General features: G+C 52.0%; 19 protein-coding genes. 6 read left to right on the top strand and 13 right to left on the bottom strand.

Annotated features, from left to right (window positions below):
* Positions 1–18: 18 nt before the first annotated feature.
* The 5 genes from ACYVIY_RS07915 to ACYVIY_RS07895 all read right to left on the bottom strand — a co-directional run bounded on the left by ACYVIY_RS07915 (position 19) and on the right by ACYVIY_RS07895 (position 5606).
* Complete coding sequence (locus ACYVIY_RS07915) at positions 19–624, bottom strand: Uma2 family endonuclease (protein WP_460975766.1); 606 nt, start codon at positions 622–624, stop codon at positions 19–21.
* A 34-nt stretch (positions 625–658) separates the two neighbouring features.
* A complete protein-coding gene (locus ACYVIY_RS07910) occupies positions 659–2794 on the bottom strand; it encodes a ComEC/Rec2 family competence protein (protein ID WP_460975765.1) in 2136 nt (711 codons plus the stop codon).
* Positions 2791–3243 carry a GNAT family N-acetyltransferase gene (locus ACYVIY_RS07905; RefSeq protein ID WP_460975764.1) on the bottom strand — a complete coding sequence of 151 codons (453 nt, stop codon included), beginning with the start codon at positions 3241–3243 and terminating at the stop codon, positions 2791–2793. The genes ACYVIY_RS07910 and ACYVIY_RS07905 overlap by 4 nt, the downstream gene beginning before the upstream one ends.
* 67 nt (positions 3244–3310) lie before the next feature.
* Positions 3311–4663, bottom strand: coding sequence for a M43 family zinc metalloprotease (locus ACYVIY_RS07900; RefSeq protein ID WP_460975763.1), 1353 nt, complete (start codon positions 4661–4663; stop codon positions 3311–3313).
* Positions 4644–5606, bottom strand: a complete 963-nt coding sequence (locus tag ACYVIY_RS07895) for a PhoH family protein (RefSeq protein WP_460975762.1) — start codon at positions 5604–5606, stop codon at positions 4644–4646. The genes ACYVIY_RS07900 and ACYVIY_RS07895 overlap by 20 nt, the downstream gene beginning before the upstream one ends.
* Positions 5607–5965: 359 nt before the next feature.
* Here ACYVIY_RS07895 and dnaB point away from each other — a divergent pair, with 359 nt between their 5' ends.
* Positions 5966–7552, top strand: coding sequence for a replicative DNA helicase (gene dnaB, locus ACYVIY_RS07890; RefSeq protein WP_460975761.1), 1587 nt, complete (start codon positions 5966–5968; stop codon positions 7550–7552).
* A 79-nt stretch (positions 7553–7631) separates the two neighbouring features.
* Here the strand turns inward: dnaB and ACYVIY_RS07885 are convergent, their stop codons facing one another.
* The 3 genes from ACYVIY_RS07885 to ACYVIY_RS07875 form a co-directional block, all read right to left on the bottom strand.
* Complete coding sequence (locus tag ACYVIY_RS07885; RefSeq protein ID WP_460975760.1) at positions 7632–8432, bottom strand: LOG family protein; 801 nt, start codon at positions 8430–8432, stop codon at positions 7632–7634.
* Between the two features lie 186 nt (positions 8433–8618).
* Positions 8619–9764, bottom strand: coding sequence for a toxin-antitoxin system YwqK family antitoxin (locus ACYVIY_RS07880; RefSeq protein ID WP_460975759.1), 1146 nt, complete (start codon positions 9762–9764; stop codon positions 8619–8621).
* 29 nt (positions 9765–9793) lie between these two features.
* Entirely contained in the window at positions 9794–11005 is a 1212-nt protein-coding gene (locus tag ACYVIY_RS07875) for a pyridoxal phosphate-dependent aminotransferase (protein WP_460975758.1), read from the bottom strand.
* A 221-nt stretch (positions 11006–11226) separates the two neighbouring features.
* Here ACYVIY_RS07875 and ACYVIY_RS07870 point away from each other — a divergent pair, with 221 nt between their 5' ends.
* Complete coding sequence (locus ACYVIY_RS07870) at positions 11227–11412, top strand: hypothetical protein (RefSeq protein ID WP_460975757.1); 186 nt, start codon at positions 11227–11229, stop codon at positions 11410–11412.
* Positions 11413–11547: 135 nt separating this feature from the next.
* On the opposite strand, the gene ACYVIY_RS07865 is transcribed toward ACYVIY_RS07870, so the two are convergent.
* A complete protein-coding gene (locus ACYVIY_RS07865; protein WP_460975756.1) occupies positions 11548–12045 on the bottom strand; it encodes a c-type cytochrome in 498 nt (165 codons plus the stop codon).
* A 145-nt stretch (positions 12046–12190) separates the two neighbouring features.
* Entirely contained in the window at positions 12191–13231 is a 1041-nt protein-coding gene (locus tag ACYVIY_RS07860) for an MBL fold metallo-hydrolase (protein WP_460975755.1), read from the bottom strand.
* Positions 13232–13459: 228 nt separating this feature from the next.
* Here ACYVIY_RS07860 and ACYVIY_RS07855 point away from each other — a divergent pair, with 228 nt between their 5' ends.
* From ACYVIY_RS07855 to ACYVIY_RS07840, 4 genes are all read left to right on the top strand, one after another.
* Positions 13460–14704, top strand: a complete 1245-nt coding sequence (locus tag ACYVIY_RS07855) for a serine hydrolase domain-containing protein (RefSeq protein ID WP_460975754.1) — start codon at positions 13460–13462, stop codon at positions 14702–14704.
* A gap of 447 nt (positions 14705–15151) precedes the next feature.
* Positions 15152–15478, top strand: coding sequence for an ArsR/SmtB family transcription factor (locus ACYVIY_RS07850; protein ID WP_460975753.1), 327 nt, complete (start codon positions 15152–15154; stop codon positions 15476–15478).
* Positions 15479–15537: 59 nt separating this feature from the next.
* The gene (locus ACYVIY_RS07845; protein ID WP_460975752.1) at positions 15538–16347 is read left to right on the top strand and encodes an arsenite methyltransferase; all 810 of its coding nucleotides are present in this window, start codon (positions 15538–15540) and stop codon (positions 16345–16347) included.
* Positions 16348–16349: 2 nt separating this feature from the next.
* A complete protein-coding gene (locus ACYVIY_RS07840) occupies positions 16350–16763 on the top strand; it encodes an arsenate reductase ArsC (protein WP_460975751.1) in 414 nt (137 codons plus the stop codon).
* Between the two features lie 116 nt (positions 16764–16879).
* Here ACYVIY_RS07840 and ACYVIY_RS07835 read toward each other — a convergent pair whose 3' ends face one another.
* The 3 genes from ACYVIY_RS07835 to ACYVIY_RS07825 all read right to left on the bottom strand — a co-directional run bounded on the left by ACYVIY_RS07835 (position 16880) and on the right by ACYVIY_RS07825 (position 21801).
* Positions 16880–17368, bottom strand: coding sequence for a methylated-DNA--[protein]-cysteine S-methyltransferase (locus ACYVIY_RS07835; protein ID WP_460975750.1), 489 nt, complete (start codon positions 17366–17368; stop codon positions 16880–16882).
* A gap of 191 nt (positions 17369–17559) precedes the next feature.
* Positions 17560–19629 carry a beta strand repeat-containing protein gene (locus ACYVIY_RS07830; RefSeq protein WP_460975749.1) on the bottom strand — a complete coding sequence of 690 codons (2070 nt, stop codon included), beginning with the start codon at positions 19627–19629 and terminating at the stop codon, positions 17560–17562.
* A gap of 81 nt (positions 19630–19710) precedes the next feature.
* Positions 19711–21801, bottom strand: a complete 2091-nt coding sequence (locus ACYVIY_RS07825; protein WP_460975748.1) for a beta strand repeat-containing protein — start codon at positions 21799–21801, stop codon at positions 19711–19713.
* Positions 21802–21854: the final 53 nt, after the last annotated feature.

Here is a 21854-nt window from a genome sequence, read left to right as displayed (position 1 = left end):
AACTTCCCTACCTGCGCATTAACGCATTAATAGCCGCAGGTCGAACGTAAAGCCAGGCAGCACATTCTCTCCCGACAAGGCTTCTTCGAAGTTAGTATGCTTGCTGATTGTGCCATCGGCCCGGTATATGAGGACTTCTTGTTGCTTTACGTTGATTAGCCAGCCCAGCAACACTCCGTTCGTGATGTATTCCTGCATTTTCTCTTTGGCGACGGGTAACGAATCCGTTTTAGACATAAGCTCAACAACAAAGTCGGGAGCCACTGGCGGAAATTTCTCCTGCTGATCATCGGTCAGTTGGTTCCAGCGTTCACTACTTACCCAGGCGGCATCCGGTGATCGCGTTGCTCCGTTAGATAGCTTAAATGCCGTTGAGGAGTCGAACACTAGCCCTCCAAATGATTCAGCCCATAAATCGAGCCGGGAAATTATCTTCGTATTTCGATTGCCGGTTTTTCCGCCTGTATTTGGCATAGCTACGATGGTTCCGTCTGCATTTCGTTCAAACTTCAAATGATTGTTCTGACGGCAGAACTCATAGAATCCATCGTCATCCATCTGATAGTTTGCAAACTCAACGGTTGTCCGCTGTTCGTCCGGCAGATTCGCAATGCTGAGTGTCATAGCTTCTCGGGTTTGTTGTAAAAATAAACCAAAATCAGTTTAGCTCCGCTACGTAAGCGCCCATCTGCCGGACGGAGTAGCAGGTGATGTTACGTTGTGCGGCCTCGGCCAGCAGCTTATCGGTCAACGGCGTTTTATTGGAATCATCGAAGATAATGTGCCGGGCCACCACCCGACCATTGAGCTGATCCCAGTCACGTAATGCGTTCCGACGGATGATCAGGTAATCAACCACCGCGGGCAATCGCCAGTGAGTACGCCCGGTCAGCTTATTTACGATCAACAGTGATTTTTCCTTCCAAACCCACAGCGCGTAGTCACGGGTTTTGTAATAATTTGGTATTGTCGTCAGCGAGTCGGCGCCAGCGTTGGCCTGTATTACGTTCTTAACGCCCCACTGCCCGAACGTGTTTTTCAGGTAGAAATCATACGAACGCGCATCAGCCGTGTCCAGATCCGTCAGCAATAGACTCGTGTATCCATTCGTTACGCTGATCGCCGTACGGTGAGGTAGGAAATGAACCGCCAGCCGCTGCTGATGGCGTTGGCTGTAATCATCCCAAAGAATCAGATTGGCCAGCACCAGGGCGGATATACAGGTCGCCCAGAGGTAGGCTCGATTCCTCGTCAGCAGCAAAGCGGCTCCGCAACCGATCAGGAGATACGTAATGGCCATAGCCTCCGGTGATAGCCACAGGCCATCCCAGGCTGCGCCCGGCAGTTGCCCGGTTTGGGAAACAACCCAATTCAGTAGCCAAGCCACTTTCTGTAAGAGCCACCCCAGCCCTTCGTTTACGTACGGTATCCAGCACAAACCCAGCGTCAGCATCGCCAGCGGCAGCAGAATAAAGGACAGGATCATTACGGCCGGGTTGGCCAGCAGGAAATACGTTGGAAACTGGTGAAAATAAAATACGCCCAATGGGAACGTAATGAGTTGAGCAACCAGCGCCAGCGCCGTTACTTCCCACAACTTATTCAACAAGCGATTGCGAAACGTAAACGTCTGATAGAGCGACGATTGCCAGGCACCGATACCCGCTACGGCCAGATTCGACAATTGGAAACCAGCCGAGAACAAAGCGTAAGGATCGAAGCACAAGATAAAAAAGGCAGAGGCCCCGAGCGTATTGGTCAACTGCTGTTGACGACCGAACGCTTTGGCAATAGTCAGCATGGTAAACATGGCCGCCGACCGGAGTACGGGTGGCGACATACCCGTCACAAGCGCGTAGAACCATAAGATCACCAGTTGTAGGGCGGCCATTACCAACTTTCCACCCGGCCGCTTGATGAGGAAGCTTAAGAGAAACGTTAATACCCAGAATAAGATGCCGACATGCAGCCCCGATACGGACAGAATATGCACGGCACCAGCCGCCGAATAAGCCCGGTACAGTTCGGTGTCCAGATCATCACGGACGCCTAAGATCATGGCGTTTACGATGCCATACTCAGCGCGGGTGCCAACCTGCCGAACGAATACGCTATCAGCCCACCGGTTTACGGTCGTAGCTAATTGCGTTATCGAATTTGGAGGGTCGTAGCCTACAATCTGGCGTTGGTAGGGCCGTACGTACTGCTGATGATAGATATTGCGGTAGCTTAAGTACCGCTTGTAATTAAACTCGCCAGGATTCAGGGGCGGATCAATCGGCCGGGGTGGGCCGGACACCAGCCATACCTCGCCATAACGGGGCATAGCGACATCGGATTTGTCCAGGTATACAATGACCCGCCCGCTGAGCGGCTGCCAGAATGCAGAACGACCGGAAGTATGATCAGCCAAAAATCCAGCAAACCTCCCCCGCCGGACGGCCAGTTCAACCCGGTACGTCTTGGCGCGTTCTTCGGGCTGCGCAGTTACCACGCCCTCATACGCCTGCAACGTATCGGCAACATGCAGCAGATTATTAGGAAGGTTGCTAGCCGTATGCACGTACGTAGCAGCCCACCCCAAGGCAGCCAGCACAAGCAGAACGCCAAGCCCCTGCCCGATCTGAATTGGTTTTACAGTGTTGTTTGAGGTCGCAAAGACCCCGCGACTAAACAATACGCTGCCGACCAACAGGATAACCAGCGGAATCAACCATAGATCAGGCAACCAGGCATAAAGGATGATGCCGACGCTTAGCCCGGCAACGTACCGCACAAACGGGTGCCCCTTCATTGCTTGGAGTAAGCCGAACCGGGTAACACCATTTTATAGTGCTGAATACCAGCCTCCTCGAACATTGAGCCTACCGTAACAAAGCCAAAACTGGTGTACAGCGGTATGGCCGTAACCTGCGCGTGCAGATAAATGCTTTCGATTGGCTCGGGTTGCTGGCCAAAAATATCGTCAAGCACTGCCCGAACCAGTGCTTTGCCGACACCTTGACCACGGTACGCTTTCAGAACGGCAAACCGCTCCATTTTAATGCCGTTAGACGTACGACGCCAGCGAGCTGTCCCGCAGGGAGTCCCATCGGCGCGGGCCAGAAAATGCTGGCTGCTCACTTCAAATTCATCGTACTCCTCTTCGGCACTGACCTTTTGCTCATCGACAAATACCTGCCGCCGGATGGCAAACGCCTTATCAAGATCCTCGGGTGAAGAAATGGGTAATACCTCAATCATAAGGTGGGTTCAATTAGGGTAATGAATGCACGATGGTCGATTGGACTGACCGACCATCGGGGCAAATTTACTGCACAAGTAAGCGCTTACTGACCCGTTCATTGGCGGTGCTGACCCGAACGATATACAGGCCCGTTGCCAGCCCATCGCGGGAAAACGAAACCCGGGTACTGGACTGATTCACATACTGCTGCGAACGTACCTGTCGTCCGGTCAGATCGAGCACATCCACCGTAAACGATTGAGCACCTTTCAGTCGCACCTCTACAGTAGGATCGGACTGTGCCGGGTTCGGATAAACGTCAATTGCCAGGTTGTCGGATTCCGGCACCGGGCCCATCGCCGACAGCACCAGACGCGCCCGCCGGGGACTCAGCGCCAAGACCGTACGCATACGAGCTACCTGCCCTTTCGTGAACAGGTTCATACAGGCATCCGGCGAGTAATCCATATAATCCTCGGTCAGGTCCCGGGTCTGCGGACCTCCATTGCAGGTTGAGTACGTCTCGCGACATTGCCGCGTCTGGTTCGGTGCCTTTGTCGGGGGCGTATCGGCAACGTAGTCCTCAGCACATCCGTCGCCATCGCCCCAGGTATGAAGCAAACCCAGCCAGTGGCCAATTTCGTGCGTGGCCGTGCGGCCCTGCCGATACGACGGATCACGTACCGTACCGATGTCCCGGCCGAAATACCGGTAATCAATAATCGACCCATCGACCCGTTCATTGGCGCTGTCGGGCAATCCGCTCAGGGTGTCTGCCATGGTCGGAAACTGCGTGTAGCCCAAATATTCATCAATCTGCGTAACCCAGATATTTAAATACCGATCGCTGGGCCAGTACGCGATTGCAGACAGCAGGCTATCATCCTGAAACACATTGAACGTCGTTTTCTGCGGATAATAATGCCGGGTTATTCCGTTTGTCGGTTGTCCATTCGGGTCGGTTTTTGCCAAAAAAAACTCAATGCCCGCATCCGCGCCTATTGGACTTGTATTGAAGCCATTCGTCCCGGCCTGGCGTCGGTAATCTTCGTTAAGAACCTGAATCTGGGAGATGACCTGCTCGTCCGAAATGTTGCGGTTTGTGGGCCCACCCGTCTCGCCCGAAGCGGTATTGTGAACGACGTGCACCACAACGGGTATCCGGAAAACGACCTCGTCGGCCTGCTGCCGCAACTGCCCTTCGTTTCGCTCAGCTTGCTGAAGAAGCCGATTCAATTGATTAAGCTGCCGAAGGCGGTTCGGATCGCGCTTTTGCAAAATTTGCTCGTACTCAGCCGTTCCGCACCGCTTCGGAGCCGGGTCGTTTTCGGTTTGTGCCTGAGCCATTACCGGTAAAGCACAGACAAAAGAACCGGCCAGCCAACGCCAACCGGTTCGTTTACAGTGCATGAGCCAGTTACTGACCTGCTTTGTCATAAGCTGTAATGATTTCTCGAACAAGTCGGTGACGAACCACATCACGTCCATCCAGCTCTACAAATGCTATGCCTTTAACGTTCTTGAGAATGTCGACCGACTCAATTAAACCTGATTTCTGCTTATTGGGCAGGTCAATTTGCGAACGGTCACCGGTTATAATTGCTTTCGACGTTGGCCCCATCCGGGTCAGGAACATCTTCATCTGCATCGACGTCGTATTCTGCGCTTCATCGAGCAGAATAAACGCGTTGTTCAGCGTTCGGCCCCGCATGTACGCCAGCGGAGCGATCTCAATAATCCGGTTCTCTTCGTAGGATTTGAGTTTCTCGGCTGGAATCATATCGTCGAGCGCGTCGTAGATTGGCCGCAGGTACGGATCTATCTTTTCTTTCAGGTCGCCGGGCAGAAAGCCCAGGTTTTCACCGGCCTCTACGGCTGGACGCGTAATGATAATCTTCTTTACTTCCTTGTTCTTCAGCGCCCGAACAGCAATAGCCACCGCCGTGTAGGTCTTACCCGTTCCGGCCGGTCCGATGGCAAACACCAGATCGTGCTTGTCAGCGGCTTCAACCAACCGTTTCTGATTATCTGTTTTAGCCCGAACAACCACCCCCCGGTTTCCGTACACGAGCACTTCCTCGTCGGGCACTACGGGCGGAGCACTCCCCGCAGCGTTGGCTGGGTGACCGCTGTGACTGATGTAGTTCTGCACGTTTTCGTGGGTGATCTTACCGTACTTCTGGTAATGCTCCATCAATGAATCCATGATGTCACTGATGCGGGAGATTTCAGGCGTTGTGCCTTTAATCCGTATTTCGTTGCCGCGCGAGATGATTTTGCTCATCGGAAATGCAGCAGCAACTTCCCGAATAGTATTGTTCTCTACGCCCAGAAAGTCAATGAGCGAGATATTGTCGAGGGTGATGACTTTTTCGACCAAATGATGAATAGCGTTAAAGTGTGATTCCGAAAAGTAAGCGATTTCTTTGCTTCTACAACATTTTTTTAGGGAAAATTATTCGTTTTAGCCCGATTCTTATTCACTGATTCGCTTTATAAATAAACGAGTTTTTTGTTGCAGGAATTTGGTATATTGCTGACGTACAGGCCACTGTTTGCTTCACCATGATGTACGCCCGAACCCATCCCCACCATTGCTTAAATTTTCGAAAATTTTTTGGGAGCGATAGCGCTAACATTACCAGAATGTTACGTCTCCTACTGCCCCTATCAGCTACCTATGCCGGTCAGACGGGGCTTGCCTTATGCGGGGATGAATGCGTAAACTTGCAGTAAGACATGGAAAACAACACGCGCCCGAACCAACACCTTCGTAAACCATCTGCCTTCGCTGGCGGCCGTCAGCAGGCGGGTAACCACTGGCTCGATACCGGTCTTGGTAAGCTTCCTCCTCAGGCGCTGGACCTCGAAGAGGCCGTGCTGGGTGCGCTGATGATCGAGAAAGATGCCTTGTCGTCGGTTGTTGACATTCTTAAGCCCGAAACATTTTATAAAGAAGCCCACCAGCGGATCTATAACGCCATCCTGACTTTGTTTGGCAACTCCGATCCAATTGATCTGCTGACCGTTACGCAGCAATTACGCAAAACCGGTGAGCTTGAACTGGTGGGCGGTGGCGGCTACGTATCAGAACTAACGTTCCGGGTAAATTCGGCCGCCAACATTGAGTACCACGCCCGTGTCATCTCTGAGCAGGCCCTGAAGCGCGCCCTTATCACGATGTCGTCGTCAATTCTGCGGGATGCGTACGAAGACACGACCGACGTATTTGAACTCCTCGATCGGACGGAACAGTCGCTCTTCAAGATTTCGGAATCGAACATCAAGAAGAATTACGCCGACATGAGCACCATCGTTCGGATGGCGCTGAACGAACTGGAGACGAAAAAGAATCAGGAAGGACTGACGGGCGTTCCATCCGGCTTCACCAACCTCGACCGCGTTACCTCCGGCTGGCAACCCACCGAACTAATCATTCTGGCTGCGCGGCCAGCCATGGGGAAAACTGCTTTTGTCGTTAGCGCCCTCCGGAACGCGGCTGTCGACCATGGTAAACCGGTGGCTATCTTCTCGTTAGAGATGTCGTCGGTGCAGTTGGTGAATCGTCTTATCTCGGCAGAAGCTGAAATTGATTCCGAAAAAATCAGAAAAGGCACGCTGGCTCCGCACGAGTGGACGCAGCTTCATCACAAGATTCAGCGGCTGACCGAAGCGCCCATTTTCATCGACGATACACCCGCCTTGTCGATTCTGGAGTTACGGGCCAAATGCCGACGCTTAAAAGCGCAGCACGATATTCAAATGGTCGTGATCGATTACCTTCAGCTGATGTCCGGCGATACGTCGGGCCGTGGAGGTGGTAACCGTGAACAGGAGATTGCGTCGATTTCGCGGGCCTTGAAGAACCTGGCGAAAGAGCTGAACGTACCGGTGATTGCCCTTTCGCAGTTGAGTCGGGCCGTTGAAACCCGCGGTGGCGATAAGAAACCCCAGCTCTCTGACCTTCGGGAATCGGGATCCATCGAGCAAGATGCCGATATGGTATGCTTCCTGTACCGGCCGGAGTATTATAACATTACGCAGGATGAAAACGGTAACTCAACAGCGGGCATTGGTGAGGTCATTATCGCGAAAAACCGAAGCGGCTCGCTCGATACGATCCAACTCCGGTTCATCAACAAATTCACGAAATTCTGCGACCTCGACTCGTATTTTGAGCCGGTTCAAACCCAGGGCTTTGCTCCCGACGTAAATGGACTGAGCAGCTTCGATGCTCCGCCAACGGGTGGCAGCGTGTTCAAGAGCAAAGCGAACAACCTCTCTAACTTCGGCAACGCTGACCCAAGTCAGGAAACACCGTTTTAGGATGTCTGTCTGTTTCGTTGTTTAGCTGTTTGCCTGTCATTAATGTAACAAACAGCTAAACAAGGAAACAGTCGAACTATTAGAAATTCGGTTTCAACAAGTACTTGCTGTAGAACTCGTCGATGACACTCACAGCTTCGGTTGGTGTATCAACGATGCTGATCAGCTTCATATCTTCGGGGTTGATGTTATGCTCCTGCCCCAGCATTACGTCCGTGATCCAATCGATCAGGCCCTGCCAATACGACCGCCCAACGAGTACGATTGGGAAGCGCGCAATCTTGCGGGTCTGAATGAGGGTTATAGCCTCAAACAGTTCATCGAGGGTGCCCATACCACCGGGCATAACCACAAAGCCCTGCGCGTATTTCACGAACATCACCTTCCGGACGAAAAAGAAATCGAAGTTGATGCTTTTATCAGGATCAATGTATATGTTGCTATGCTGCTCGAAGGGGAGTTTGATGTTTAGACCGACCGATTTACCGCCTTGTTCGAAAGCCCCTTTATTGCCAGCTTCCATAATACCAGGTCCGCCACCCGTGATAACGCCGTAGCCATGCCGAACGAGTTTAGCGGCAATCTCTTCGGTCATTTTATAATACGGACTGTCAGGCTTGGTGCGGGCAGATCCAAAAATAGAGACGCAGGGTCCAATCTTGGCCAATTTGTCAAAACCTTCCACAAACTCGGCCATGACCTTGAAAATAACCCAGGAATCGGCCGTCTTTATTTCATTCCAGTTATGGTCCTGAAAGGCTTCTTTAATACGTTGCTCGTCGGGCGTAAGGAGTAACTCGTCGCGCTTTGGTAAATCTTGTGCAATGCGTTCGGTGCTCTGCGTTTCAGAGCGTTGAACATTTTCTTTTGTTGCTTCCATTTGACTACTAAAAAAAGGCAGTGGGCGCGAAACGTACTCACTAGTGTTGATAAAATCCTGTCCGCCCACCTGTTAAAAAAACGAGCTGTCAGCCATCTCAGCAAGCTTTTTTCCTAAGGGCGGATTTCGATAACGTCAAGTTCAACAAAAACGTTTACAGATTAATGATTTGGCTTACCTCCAACCTTAATCAAGGTACCGTTTTTCTTCCAGAATCGTTTCTCTGCCTTCTTTGATTTGCACCCAACGTGTTAATCGTCCTTTTGTATCGTAATACGTCACTTGCCGGGAACCGTCCTTATCATAATCAATCCGATATACAATTTGAGGTATGGGTTCCTCATGTGGTTTTACTTCAGTACGCGTTACAATTAGGAAGTTTACGTTACCCTGCTTATCGTACGCAGTTCGGCATTCAACGCCCGTTTCCGGAACGCCAACCGTTTCGTCCGTCAATCGTCCATACCAATCGTAGTTTCGACTGCTCAGCAATCGCCCCTGCCGGTCCGCAATTGTAACCCGTTGCAAATGAGACTGACTGTAAAACAATAAAATCGAGTCACGCTCATGTGAAGTCACGGTGGCCGTTGTCAGGTAGAAGGTAGAATCTACGTCGGTTCTGTACCAGTACCGGCTGGTATCAACGGCAATGCCTGCCACGAACGTTTCGGTTGAGAGAAGCGTACCGTTGGCATTCCACCAGGTCGCTGGACCGTTCTTCAGCCCCTTTTTATAGAACTCCCTACCCCAAAGTCGGCCGTTCTTGTGCCAAACAGTTCGTTCCTCCCGTCCGCCCCGTATGTACGTAGTGAGCAAGGCCCGCCTGCCACTTAAATAGAATTTTTCAATACGGCCATTTGTCGCTTTAATGGGCCTTCCGCTCAGCTGTCGAACCGTGTTAAGCAATTCTTCACCCGCCTGGCTTCGCAGGTTTTCAGAATCGCTGATTTCTTGTTTTTCAGCGTATTGAATTGAATAATCACAGGCAAAGACGGTGGCCTGCCCGTTCAGAACCTTAGCGAAGATGACCCACGTCTGGCCCGGTCGTAAGCCAATGTCACAGGAGGTGCGGTAGCCTTGCAGAACAAACGTATCGGGTAACGCCTTTCCGAAGTTTTCGATAACATCAACGGTAAATTTCCCCTCACGTCCTAGCCGCTTGCGGTTCCCTACTGGCCTTAGCAGATCATGCATGGTTCTGATCTTCACCAGAGCCACGTAAGGATACCGGCTTAGGATTTCTTTCGTTAGTGGTGGCGGGGTACCACAGTAACATGCCCAGCATTTGCCTACTAGCAGCAGGGCACCCATCAACAAGCCGATGTGTTTCATCGACTGTTAACGGTAGACTAGCTTCAAAATTACATCCGTCGGCTCTCCAGAAAGGCTTCGATACGATCCATCGCTACGTTCAGTTCATCGACGGTGGGCAAACAAACGATGCGAAAATGGCTTTTGTCGACGTAGTTGAAGCCCGTACCTGCTACCACCAGGACCTTCTGCTCGATCAGCAGGTTATACACAAAATCGTCATCGTCGACCAAGTTGAACTGGCCGAAGTCAATTTTGGGGAAGATGTACAGCGCGCCTTTGGGCTTCTCGCACGTTACGCCCGGAATGGCCGTCATCCGCTTGTAAGCCAGCATCATCTGTTTGTAAAGCCGCCCCGTTGGCATAACCAGATCGTTTATACTCTGGTAACCACCCAGCGCCGTCTGGATTGCGTATTGCGTAGGTACGTTCGCGCACAGGCGCATACTAGCCAGCAGCGTTAAGCCTTCAATGTAGGATTTAGCCCGTTGCCGTGCCCCACTCAGCACCAGCCACCCGCCCCGAAAGCCCGCAGCCCGGTAATTCTTCGATAACCCGCCCATGGTAATGCAGAGGGTTTCGTTCACCATTTTGGCGATGGGGTAATGAACGGCTCCATCATACAGAATACGGTCGTAGATCTCGTCCGAAAACACGATCAGCTTATGCCGCTCGGCAATGCGGGCAATGCCTTCCAGCACCGATTTATCGTAAACAGCTCCGGTCGGATTGTTGGGATTGATGACGACGATTGCCCGTGTCCGGGGGGTTATTTTTTTTTCCAGATCCGCCAGATCAGGATTCCAGCCGGTGGCTTCGTCGCATACGTAGTGAACCGGCTTACCGCCACAGAAGGCTACCGAAGCGGTCCAGAGTGGATAGTCGGGGGATGGAATCAGGACTTCATCGCCTTCGTTGAGTAGCGCCTGCATCGACAGCATGATCAGTTCACTAACGCCATTGCCAATGTAAATGTCGTTGATGGTGATGCCCGGCAAGCCGATGTTCTGAGTATAGTGCATGACGGCCTTACGTGCCGCGAACAAGCCACGCGAGTCGGCATACCCCTGGGCGTTACGTATGTTCAGGATGATGTCGTGGACAATTTCGTCGGGCGCGTCGAAGCCAAAGGTGGCCGGGTTGCCAATGTTCAGGCTGATGATCTTGTAGCCCTGGCTTTCGAGTTCGAGGGCTTTTTCGTATACGGGGCCCCGTATGTCGTATTTAAGGTGTGTAAGGCGGTCGCTTTTTAAAATATCCATACCCGGTGATTCCATCCCGCAAAAGTACGGAACCCGAATGGATTACTGCTAACAATAGCCCGGTAGCGCTTTTACGTATTTATCCGCAGGCAGCGCGACAACGATGCGTTGCAAGAAATGCCCTTACCCTCTATTTTCTGGCCCCTATCCTATTTTTAATAAACCTCTGCTGCGTTCGTCAGTTTTGTAAGGGATAATTCGTAAAAAAAAGCCAAACAGCTATGAACAAGGTAAGATGGTATTCACCAGGAGGTGAAGGAGATCAGGGCGGAAGCAGTGCCAATGACCAAGAGTCTACTCTGAGTCAGGAAGGAACCCACGAACCAGGCGACACACCGCTGGAGGACCAGGAAGAACTGCCCGGCGGATACGTTCATGGGCATGTCGACCAGGGCGAAGACAAATAAGCCATTACAAGCAAAGAAAGAACAAAGACAGCCTGATCTGCTTCGGTAGACCAGGCTGTCTTTGTTTAGGAGCGGGTTGGTCAGATTGGCGAACCAATTGGTTCCGGCCTGAAAGCCCAGACCCTTACCTCATCCTTACCGCCCTCCTCCGGTAGGCAATCCTATCGACTCAACTTGAATGTAGGCCAGAATCGCTTTGATATCAGCATCTGTCAGGTTGGGGAAGCTCGACATCTGAATTTTGTTGAATCGGGTATACACCTGAACGGCGTACGGGTCACCCGACGCGACAACGGCCTGCGAGTTTCGTATCCACTTGATCAACCAGGCTTGCCCCGGAGTACGTGTCTCGACACCGGCTAATCCAGGCCCGACAACGACTTCATCGGTGGCCGCGTGGCATTGTGCGCAGTTATTGGTGAACAGCCTTTTACCGTGCAGTTGCTCTTCGGTGAGCTGAGCCGGTTTACTGACACTGGCCGTTGGTGTAGCGCCTTTTCCGGCATTACTCGTTGTAGCCTCTGTCGGCAAGAGGAATGCCGACATAAACAGTAAAAAAACGCTAAGAATGACCAGGCCAATCAGTCCGGTTAGGGCAGAAATCAGGGAGCGGGTTTGGTCTGGCGTAAGCATAGGCGTAGTAGCTTTGTTGATCCCTGAAGATACATGTCCATGCTTGTCTCTGCAACACTATTTTCTTCTTAGATAACACGAGTTGAATTGATGTTTAACAGCGAAAAGTCGCTGACACGCAGTCCTCTGCTACACCGAATTTACGTTACTTAAACGTCATGGCTTTTCCTTCTTGGGGTACCAGAAACTGCTGTTCTGGAATATTCTTTGCCTTTAACGCCTTCCGCAGATCGTCAGCGGGTTCCGACAAGCCGTCGTCACCCTGCTGGAACGTACCGAAATGGATTCCGATGGCTTGAGCTGCCTTCAGGTCGACAAATGCCTGCACGGCCCCAGCGGGTGATACGTGCACCGGGGCCATAAACCACTCGGGGCGATACGAACCAATGGGCAGCAACGCAACTTTAATGGGACCTGTTGGACTACGGGTAGCCTGATCGGCTATGCGTTTGAAGTGAGGACCGTAGCCACTATCGCCACAGAAATACGTGGTACCGAAACTCGTGTGGAGCAAATACCCACACCAGAGGGTCTCGTCGCGATCACCCATTCCCCGATTGCTGAAATGCTGGGCCTGCGTGCAGGTAAGCGTCAGTTTGTCGTTCACCCGTAACGTATCGTTCCAGTCGAGTTCGCGAAGGGTTCGTCCGCCTACCGACTTTGGCAGATACGATACGCCCAGTGGCGTAACAAATACCGGATTATGGGCTTCAACTAGTTTCTTAAGGGTGGGCAGATCGAGGTGATCGTAATGGTTATGGCTCAACAGCACGACGTCGATTGGTGGCAGTTCGTCGAAACGTAGTCCCGGTGGGCGCTTCCGCTTCACACCCAACCAGGAGGTAGGCCCGACGCGCTTCGACCAAACGGGGTCGGTCAGAATATTCAGGCCGTTGGTTTGCAGTAGAAACGTCGAGTGATTCACGAACGTAACAACCAGACTATCTCCCAAAATGCGGGTGGCAGGTTTCGGGCCTACGAACGCGTCGGGTTGCTCCGGCCAGGGACCTTTGTCGCGGTTAAGCAGCCATTTCAACAGCCCTCCCCCTTCTCGTTCGGGCATACCGGGATTGAAAAACTTCTCACCGTCGAAATGATCCGTTACCGGACCTCGATAATGGGGGGCGCAGGAATAAGTAAACACGAGTAAACACAGGCATAGCAACGAACGAAGCGAGACGAACATGGATGTAGTACAGGCAAGATTGACAACGTAACGGCTTTCGCGCACGCTTAGTTTTAGATCACCCACCTGTCCTCCGCCCCCATTTAAAGAATTTGGCCGGTTCTGTTTCCATTTATTGGCCCGCAGCGACTAAGTGAGCAGTTCCGTTCAACTGTTCGCTACCGAAAGTAGTGATGCAGAAGGCAGTTTCCGATACGGGCAACATTAATCAGCATCGCATAACAAACCATGAAAAAACAACTGCACACTTTATTCCTTTCCCTTTTCCTGCTGACGATCACCGCTGGCCTTCAATCTTGTGACAAAACCGTAGAGGTTGGCCCCAACGGCGCTACGCTGAATACCGATGATCTGGCGAAAGCCATTGCTAAACGACTCGATGGCAAAGCGGTGGGTTACCAACTGGTGATTTCGGTGAAGGGATCGCAAAAAAGCATTTACGCCAATGGCGACGCTCGTTTATCGCAAGACGGAAATGCCCGGAAGATGTTCGTCAACGACAAATTCAACATTGCCAGTTGCAGCAAGACCGTTACCGCAGCCGCTTTGCTACGTGCCCTGAATGTTAAGCAAAAAAGCGTGGATGATCTGATCCATACGTACCTGCCTTCGCACTGGTCGCTGGGCACTGGCATCAAAACCATTACGTTCAAGCAACTATTGACGCACAATTCGGGCTTCGCTGACAGATCGTACGGTTCAGACTATGCCGGATTGAAGAAATTAGTCAGTGAAGGGCTGGTCGACGCGAAAAAGCCCGAAACGTACAACAACGCAAACTACGCGCTGATGCGCTTCCTCATTGCGAACCTGGCAGGTTACTCCATTACTCCTATGCCTTCGAATGCCAATAACACCGTTGTGGCAAATACCGAGAGTAAACAAGCGCAACAGTATGCAGATGCCTATATAGACTACTGCCAGAAAAACGTACTGGGCGTATCAGGCAGCAATATGGATGCGATCGTCTGCAAACCGACCGACGCCAGTCCGGGGCTTTGCTACCAATTTCCGAAAGATGGCGGTAAAGGCACTAACTTCGGTGATATGACGCTGACAAATGCCGAACGTGGCTGGAACATGACAACCGTACAGATGGCGGCTTTTCTCAGCGCGCTCCACTTCACGGAGAAAATTATACCGAAGAACCTGTCGGATATGATGCGCAACGACCGGGCCGGTTACGACATTCGTAGCTCTACGCCGGGCGGCATGAGTTACTACGCGAAGAATGGCGGCTACCCTGGGAAATTCGCCGACAAAGTAAAAGACGGCGCAAACTTCGGCAAGAACTACAATTCCGGCCAGCTTGAATCGTGGCTGATTGGTTTTGGCAACGACGTTCAGATTGCCTTCATCGCCAACTCGCAGGTGTTCATCAACGCCAACAGCAAAGAGTCGCCAAACGGGGAATATGCGCTCAATTCCATCTTGGCCGCTTTCGACGAATGGTACAAAACCGGCTCTAAATAGCTGACCGATGTAACGTAACAAGCCAACCTGCGCAGGTTGGCTTGTTTGGCTTTAGTAGGATTTACCCAGTCTTTCGTTACGTAGAAGATGAAAATAGCATTGCCAGCGATGCATCCCGACGGAATATTACGCGAAGGCTATTTTGAAAGGTGTGGACGATCCATTAATGAAGTCGTAAAAGGTATGCCCTACTTTGTCGAAAACGCTAAATAAGAAAGCAGGTATCAGTCCAGGAATAGCGGTTAAACTGTGAGAAGCGTCCAGCAATAGCACGCAACCTGGGGTCGACCTGTAATGAAATTATGACGTTTGACATACTGAGCAAAAAGTGATTCGCTCTGTCATACGGCCTTTCGGATAAGGCGGACAAGGGTTGCAGCCTGGGTATTGGCAAAAAATTATTCATCGTAATATTACAATAAACAATTTTTCTACTACTTTTGTGGCATGGGAATTACCAAAACCGAAATATTTACTGAACAGCAAAACCGTATTGCGGAGCTGGCAAAAGCTTTTGCTCATCCGGCGCGAGTTGCCATCCTACAGTTACTGATCGAGCGAAAAGCTTGTGTATGTGGTGACCTGGTAGACGAACTGGAATTAGCCCAGGCGACCGTTTCACAACATCTGAAAGAACTGAAACGCATCGGCATTATACAGGGTGAGATTAAACCGCCCCGTGTGTGCTACTGTATAAATCCCCCCGTTTGGGAAGAAGCCCGTCAAGTTTTTGGCGCACTGCTCGACCCAACTGTTGGACTTGTTTGCTGTTAATCAGCTAACTTTTTTACCCTCTTCCATCGTAATATTACAATATAACAATAAGAAAAAATATGCCGACAACTGATCAAATTAAAGAAGTCGTTCGCCAGAAATATAGCGCGATTGCCGAACAGCCCCAAACCGGAAGCTGCTGCGGTCCAACATCTTGCTGTGGCCCCGACATAGTCGCCAATGTACCTATTGTCATGGCGCAGGAGTACGACGCATTAAAGGGCTATGTAGCCGAAGCTGATCTGGGTCTGGGGTGTGGTTTACCGACACAGTTCGCCCAAATTAAAGTTGGTGACGTGGTGGTAGATCTTGGTTCCGGCGCTGGCAATGATTGCTTTGTGGCCCGTGCTGAAACAGGCGAAACAGGCCGCGTGATCGGTTTGGACATGACCCCCGCCATGATCGACCGGGCTCGTCAGAACGCCAGAGCTTTGGGCTATACCAATGTCGAGTTCGTTTATGGTGACATTGAAGACATGCCTTTGCCTGAAAATTTGGCCGATGTAGTGGTGAGTAATTGTGTGATGAACCTTGTTCCTGACAAGCGCAAAGCTTTTGCAGAGACACACCGCATCTTGAAATCAGGTGGTCATTTCAGCATTTCCGACATCGTTCTAAAAGGCGACCTGCCGGAAGACTTGCAGCGTGACGCAGAAATGTACGTTGGCTGCGTATCGGGAGCCATCCAAAAAGATGCCTATCTGCAATTGGTGCAGGAAGCCGGATTTAAAAACATTACCATTCAAAAAGAACGGGCAATCACTTTGCCGGACGATGTGCTGCTAAGCTATCTGACAGCCGCCGAAATTGCTGATTATCGCCAGCAAGACAAAGGCGTTTATAGCATCACCGTTTACGCCGAGAAATAGCTATGAAACAAACTCAAATTCTGGTGCTTTGTACTGGCAATTCCGCCCGTTCTCAATTAGCCGAGGGCTATTTACAGCACTTTGCCGGTGACCGCGCCCAAGTTTATAGTGCCGGCATTGACCCTAAAGGTATTAATCCGTTGGCCGTGCAAGTGATGGCCGAAGATGGTATCGACATTTTACATCACACATCAAACCATGCCAACGAGTACAGCGCTATTGCGTTTGATTATCTGATAACGGTTTGTGACAACGCCCGTGAACAGTGTCCGATTTTTTCATCATCGGCGCAAAAGATTCACTACAGCTTCACCGACCCAGGACACCAGCCCGGCGTTGACGCTGTAGCCTCTTTCCGTCAGGTGCGCGACGAAATTAAAGACTTTAGCCGAAAATTTGTCGAAGAGCACCTTTGAGGCCGCCTATTGATGAGGTGCCAGTGCTAGTTTTACCTGTTCGTTTCGCCTTGAAGCAGCAACGAAAGTTTGGTCCAATCTTTAAGTTGTTTGTTCTACTATAAACGTCTACTACACTAAAACAACCGCATTTGCTTGAAGCAGCCTTCGTGTTCAAGCAGCCACTGCTTGCGCCATAAGCCACCGGCGTACCCCGTGAGTGAGCCATCGGAGCCGATGATGCGGTGGCAGGGGACGACAATCCACAGCGGGTTTTTACCGTTCGCAGCCGCCACCGCCCGAATCGCCTTTTCATCGCCAATTTGCCGGGTTAGAGCCAGATACGACAGTGTGGTCCCGAACGGTACGTTGAGCAGGGCCCGCCAGACCTGTTGCTGGAAGGATGTACCCGCCGGATTGATCGGAAAATCGAAGGTCTGACGCGCCCCGGCAAAGTATTCCTGCAACTGGCTTACCGCCTGCTGAACGGGTGCGGCTATCGGCAATTCTAAATTGGGCGCATCAGCCACGACATCAGTACAAGATATGCGGCTAACCCCCTCGCCGTTGCCGGTGATACAGACCAGCCCAAGGGGCGATTCAAAATAAGCGATGCTTTTGTCCATCCTTCCTGCAGAGTCTGAGAAATATTCAGTAGTGTCAGCCAGCACGCCTTAAAAATACCTGATCTGGTTCTTTTTCTATCTAACCTCACACCTAGTACTCGACTGAATATAAATCAACATCGTTGAAAAAATTCGTCCAGCTTGTACACAAGCTGGACGAAAAACTTCATAATCGCTCACCCCATCCTATCTTAATTGGCGTTTTGGGTAACGACCTGGGTGTTGTTGTCGCCAATCTGGGTGTAGCGGTAGAGCTGACCCGGACCGCTGCCCGCGTTCTGGATCAATGTCAGCCGGTTGTTGTTGCCCTGCTGGGTGGCAAAACTACCCGCCGTGCCCAAGGCATCCACTAACCGGTTGTTATTGCCGTTCTGGGTGATGTCCGCGTAGTTGTTGTTGCCGACCTGAGCCATGCGGGCCTGGTTGGCGTTGCCACTCTGACTGATGCGCAGGTAATTGCCACTTGAGACGGTGCCGCCCCCCGGCACGCCCTGTTGGATGAGAGCGATGTTGTCCGAGCCCATCAGTTGACTGATCAGGGCGGTGTTACCGGCACCTAGCCCCTCCCCATCCACATTGGCGAACTGATAGATGATGGCCGTGTTCCGTTCTCCTGAGGAGGTCTGGGTAAGCAGAGCCTGGTTGCCCCGAGTCTTCTCGGCCTGCACAATCAGGGCCTGCGAAATGTTGCCCCCTAGCTGAGTCACCTGAGCCGAGTTGGCTACTCCTCCCTGAGAGACGTTGGCACTATGGGTGTTGCCCCCAGCCTGGGTGATGCTGGCTGAGTTATCGGTAGCCACTGCTCCCAACGCCAGGATATAACTGTTCCCTCCGAAGGGGATGGCATTAACCCCCACGCTACCGCCCTGAGTAACCGAAGCGCGCAGGTTGTCGCCAGCCAATTGGTTGATGGAGGCCAGGTTACCGTTGACTTGCAGCACCTCGCCTGCGACAGAAGCCCTACCCTGACCGATATTAGCCTGGCTGTTACTTACCCCAACGGCCTGTAAAATAGTGGCTGTATTATCCCGGCCTGTGCTATTACCTACGCTAGGGGGTGGGGTGGGATTAGTGTAAATATTCGCGCCGGAGCTATTTTGCGATGTAACGGCTATATTATCCTGTCCATTCTGAACGATACTGGCTTTGTCATTAATGGATGAAAAGCCAACTCCGCCCCCCTGAATTGCCTGAGAAACATTTTCCCCTGTATTCTGAATAGTTACCTGACTGCCCTCGGTCCTTCCCTGAAAGCCCTGAAAAATAGAACTGCCTTTATTGGAGGTTGAAGAGCCTGATGAAATTATACTAGCAGTACTCCCATAATCTGAGCCAGTCGTTCCATATCCTTGATAAATATCATCAACAATGCGTGGACCTTGCGTTTGCACAATGTTAGCCCGGCTACCGACCGACTTTCCTCCATCCGCACCCTGACTAATATTGGCAACCGTCCCATCCGATTGTTGAAGGATCGTGGCTACGCTACCATCTGAACTACCCGCCCGTAGGTTAAATATCGATCTGGTACCGCCCTGTACAATGTTGGCCAGATTGTTATTGGCTAGCTGAGTGATGGTCGCGTAGTTGTTGGCCGACTCGGCTGTTATGGGCTCTAGGTAAGTGTAAGTACGCCCCTGGTAGATGTATGCCTGGTTGTTGGTGACGGCCATACTCGCTACGTTCTGAGCCGAGTATCCCTGGAAGATGAAGGCATCGTTGTTGCGGGAGTTGTTAGACTGGATCACCACCGCCGTGTTGGTGAGCCCCCCAATATCCAGCCCGTTCTGGTAGATCTCTGATCCGTTCTGGCGGCTGTTGTTGCGCTGGCTCAGCACGGCGATGTTGTTGACTCCCTGCTGAAGGATGCCCCCGAAGTTGCCATCGCCCCCAGCCGCCCCAATCGTAGCTGACACAGAGGTAGTTCCTCCACTCAACCCATCAGGACCACCGTTCTGCTCGATCAAGGCGTTGTTGTTGCCGCCAATCTGAGCGATGCCCGCCCGGTTGCCCTGTGCCCCATCGTTCTGGTTGATGTTGGCCGTGTTGGTGCTGGCTCCGGCGGGTCCACTCTGAAAGGTGATGGCATAGTTGCCGTAATTCGTGCCCGAAGTGCCTTGCACCTGGTTGATGACGCCGGTCTGCTGGGCATTGGCCCGGTTTTGCTCGGCAAACTGCTGGTCGCCTGCCTGGTTGACTTGGGCATGGGCGACAATGGCAAGCCCAAATAGAGCTGCACTGGTGAGGATAAGTTTTTTCATTAAATGAGTTGGTTTATGGAAGAAATACGAACAGCGACTACCCAATTACTGAGAAGCTGCATCGGGTAGTCGCCTTTGATCTTAGTTGGCATTCTGGTTCACGACCTGGGTGTTGTTGTCGCCGATCTGGGTATACTTGTAGGTCTGACCCGGACCGCTGCCCGCGTTCTGGATCAGCGTCAGCCGGTTGTTGTTGCCCTGCTGGGTGGCAAAACTACCCGCCGTGCCCAAGGCATCCACTAACCGGTTGTTATTGCCGTTCTGGGTGATGTCCGCGTAGTTGTTGTTGCCGACCTGAGCCATGCGGGCCTGGTTGGCGTTGCCACTCTGACTGATGCGCAGGTAATTGCCACTTGAGACGGTGCCGCCCCCCGGCACGCCCTGTTGGATGAGAGCGATGTTATCCGAACCTGTCAACTGACTGATCAGGGCGGTGTTGCCTGCTCCCATACCTTCCCCATCCACGTTAGCAAACTGGTAGATGATGGCCGTGTTCCGTTCACCTGATGAGGTCTGGGTGAGCAGAGCCTGGTTGCCCCGAGTCTTCTCGGCCTGCACGATCAGGGCCTGTGAGGAGTTGCCTCCTAGCTGAGTCACCTGAGCCGAGTTGGCTACTCCCCCCTGATAGACGTTGGCACTGTGATTGTCGCCCCCGGCCTGGGTGATGCTAGCCGAGTTGTTGGTAGCCACTCCTCCCAGCTGCACGATAGTACCATTCCCCCCAAAGGGTACGGGTGGGGTGAAGGCCGTAGCGGAGGGTATTCCTCGGCCAGCGTTGCCGCCCTGGGTGACTGAAGCCCTCAGGTTATTGCCAGTTAGTTGGTTGATGGCGGCTAGGTTGCCGTTGACTTGTAGCACCTCTGTTGCGCTAAAGGCTGTACCCTGATCGACAACAGCCTGACTGTTACTTACCCCAATGGCTTGTAGAATGGAAGCGGTGTTGTCACGACCAATGCTCTGACCAATACTGACGCCTGGTGTGGGACTAGGAAATATGTTTGAGCCGGTACTATTCTGGTATACATTCACTATGCTACCTATTCCGTTCTGGATGATGGTGACCCGATCATTGATTGAGGACGAGCCTACACCACTCCCCTGAACGACACTAGCACTACTCCTATCTGTCTGCTGGATAGTAACCTGATTGCCTTGGGTTGTACCCCGATAGCCTTGGTATATGTTAGAAAAACCATTGGCCGAAGCAGAACTTATACTGACAGTGCTGCCCTGATCAGAACCGGTTTCGCCATACCCCTGGTAAATGTTAATCCATGGCCTTGGTCCCCCCGTTTGTATGATGCTCGCCCGGCTACCAACCGACCGTCCTCTATCAGCACCCTGGTTAATGCTGGCGACAGATACATCTGCCTGTTGAAGAATCGTGGCTACACTGCCATACGAACTACCCGCTCCTCGGTTTACTGTACCGCCCTGTACAATGCTGGCCTGGCTGGCGTTGGCTAGTTGGGTGATGGTCGCGTAGTTGTCGACTGACTCTGCCGTTATGGGCTCGCTATACGTATACGTACGTCCCTGGTAGATGTAAGCCTGGTTGCCTGATACGGCCATGCTTGCTACGTTCTGAGCCGAGTATCCCTGGAAGATGAAGGCATCGTTGTTGCGGGAGTTGTTAGACTGGATCACCACCGCCGTGTTAGTGTAACCACTAATATCCAAGCCGTTCTGGTAGATCTCTGATCCGTTCTGACGGCTGTTGTTACGCTGGCTCAGCACGGCGATGTTGTTGACTCCCTGCTGGAGGATGCCCCCGAAGTTGCCATCGCCCCCAGCCGCCCCAATCGTGGCCGAAGCAGAGGTAGTTCCTCCACTCAACCCATCAGGACCACCGTTCTGTTCGATCAACGCACTGTTGTTGCCTCCACCCTGGGCGATGCCCGCCCGATTGCCCTGTGACCCGTCGTTCTGGTTGATGGTAGCGGTGTTAGGACCGGTGTTGTTAGGAATTCCTTGGAAGGTGATGGCATAGTTGCCGTAGTTGGTCCGATTTGGGTCGTTGGGACTTTGAACCTGGTTGATGGTGCCAGTCTGATCGTTGCCGGTTTGTTCCTGCAGAGCCACCTGCTGGTTGCCTACCTGATTAACAAATTGGGCATGGGCGACAATGGCAAGCCCGAACAGGGCTGTACTGGTGAGGATAAGTTTTTTCATTGAAGGAACAGGTTTATATAAGGAGTAACTTAATATACAATGATGTAACTCGG

The organism is Spirosoma knui (assembly GCF_054780635.1).
The sequence above is the reverse complement of the archived record's forward strand: the minus strand, read 5'-3'. Positions and strand labels throughout refer to the sequence as shown.

Coding starts and splice junctions, on each gene's coding strand:
- ACYVIY_RS07915 (WP_460975766.1), bottom strand. CDS start 624: ATGACACTCAGCATTGCGAATCTGCCGGACGAACAGCGGACAACCGTT.
- ACYVIY_RS07910 (WP_460975765.1), bottom strand. CDS start 2,794: ATGAAGGGGCACCCGTTTGTGCGGTACGTTGCCGGGCTAAGCGTCGGC.
- ACYVIY_RS07905 (WP_460975764.1), bottom strand. CDS start 3,243: ATGATTGAGGTATTACCCATTTCTTCACCCGAGGATCTTGATAAGGCG.
- ACYVIY_RS07900 (WP_460975763.1), bottom strand. CDS start 4,663: ATGACAAAGCAGGTCAGTAACTGGCTCATGCACTGTAAACGAACCGGT.
- dnaB (WP_460975761.1), top strand. CDS start 5,966: ATGGAAAACAACACGCGCCCGAACCAACACCTTCGTAAACCATCTGCC.
- ACYVIY_RS07885 (WP_460975760.1), bottom strand. CDS start 8,432: ATGGAAGCAACAAAAGAAAATGTTCAACGCTCTGAAACGCAGAGCACC.
- ACYVIY_RS07880 (WP_460975759.1), bottom strand. CDS start 9,764: ATGAAACACATCGGCTTGTTGATGGGTGCCCTGCTGCTAGTAGGCAAA.
- ACYVIY_RS07875 (WP_460975758.1), bottom strand. CDS start 11,005: ATGGATATTTTAAAAAGCGACCGCCTTACACACCTTAAATACGACATA.
- ACYVIY_RS07870 (WP_460975757.1), top strand. CDS start 11,227: ATGAACAAGGTAAGATGGTATTCACCAGGAGGTGAAGGAGATCAGGGC.
- ACYVIY_RS07865 (WP_460975756.1), bottom strand. CDS start 12,045: ATGCTTACGCCAGACCAAACCCGCTCCCTGATTTCTGCCCTAACCGGA.
- ACYVIY_RS07860 (WP_460975755.1), bottom strand. CDS start 13,231: ATGTTCGTCTCGCTTCGTTCGTTGCTATGCCTGTGTTTACTCGTGTTT.
- ACYVIY_RS07855 (WP_460975754.1), top strand. CDS start 13,460: ATGAAAAAACAACTGCACACTTTATTCCTTTCCCTTTTCCTGCTGACG.
- ACYVIY_RS07850 (WP_460975753.1), top strand. CDS start 15,152: ATGGGAATTACCAAAACCGAAATATTTACTGAACAGCAAAACCGTATT.
- ACYVIY_RS07845 (WP_460975752.1), top strand. CDS start 15,538: ATGCCGACAACTGATCAAATTAAAGAAGTCGTTCGCCAGAAATATAGC.
- ACYVIY_RS07840 (WP_460975751.1), top strand. CDS start 16,350: ATGAAACAAACTCAAATTCTGGTGCTTTGTACTGGCAATTCCGCCCGT.
- ACYVIY_RS07835 (WP_460975750.1), bottom strand. CDS start 17,368: ATGGACAAAAGCATCGCTTATTTTGAATCGCCCCTTGGGCTGGTCTGT.
- ACYVIY_RS07830 (WP_460975749.1), bottom strand. CDS start 19,629: ATGAAAAAACTTATCCTCACCAGTGCAGCTCTATTTGGGCTTGCCATT.
- ACYVIY_RS07825 (WP_460975748.1), bottom strand. CDS start 21,801: ATGAAAAAACTTATCCTCACCAGTACAGCCCTGTTCGGGCTTGCCATT.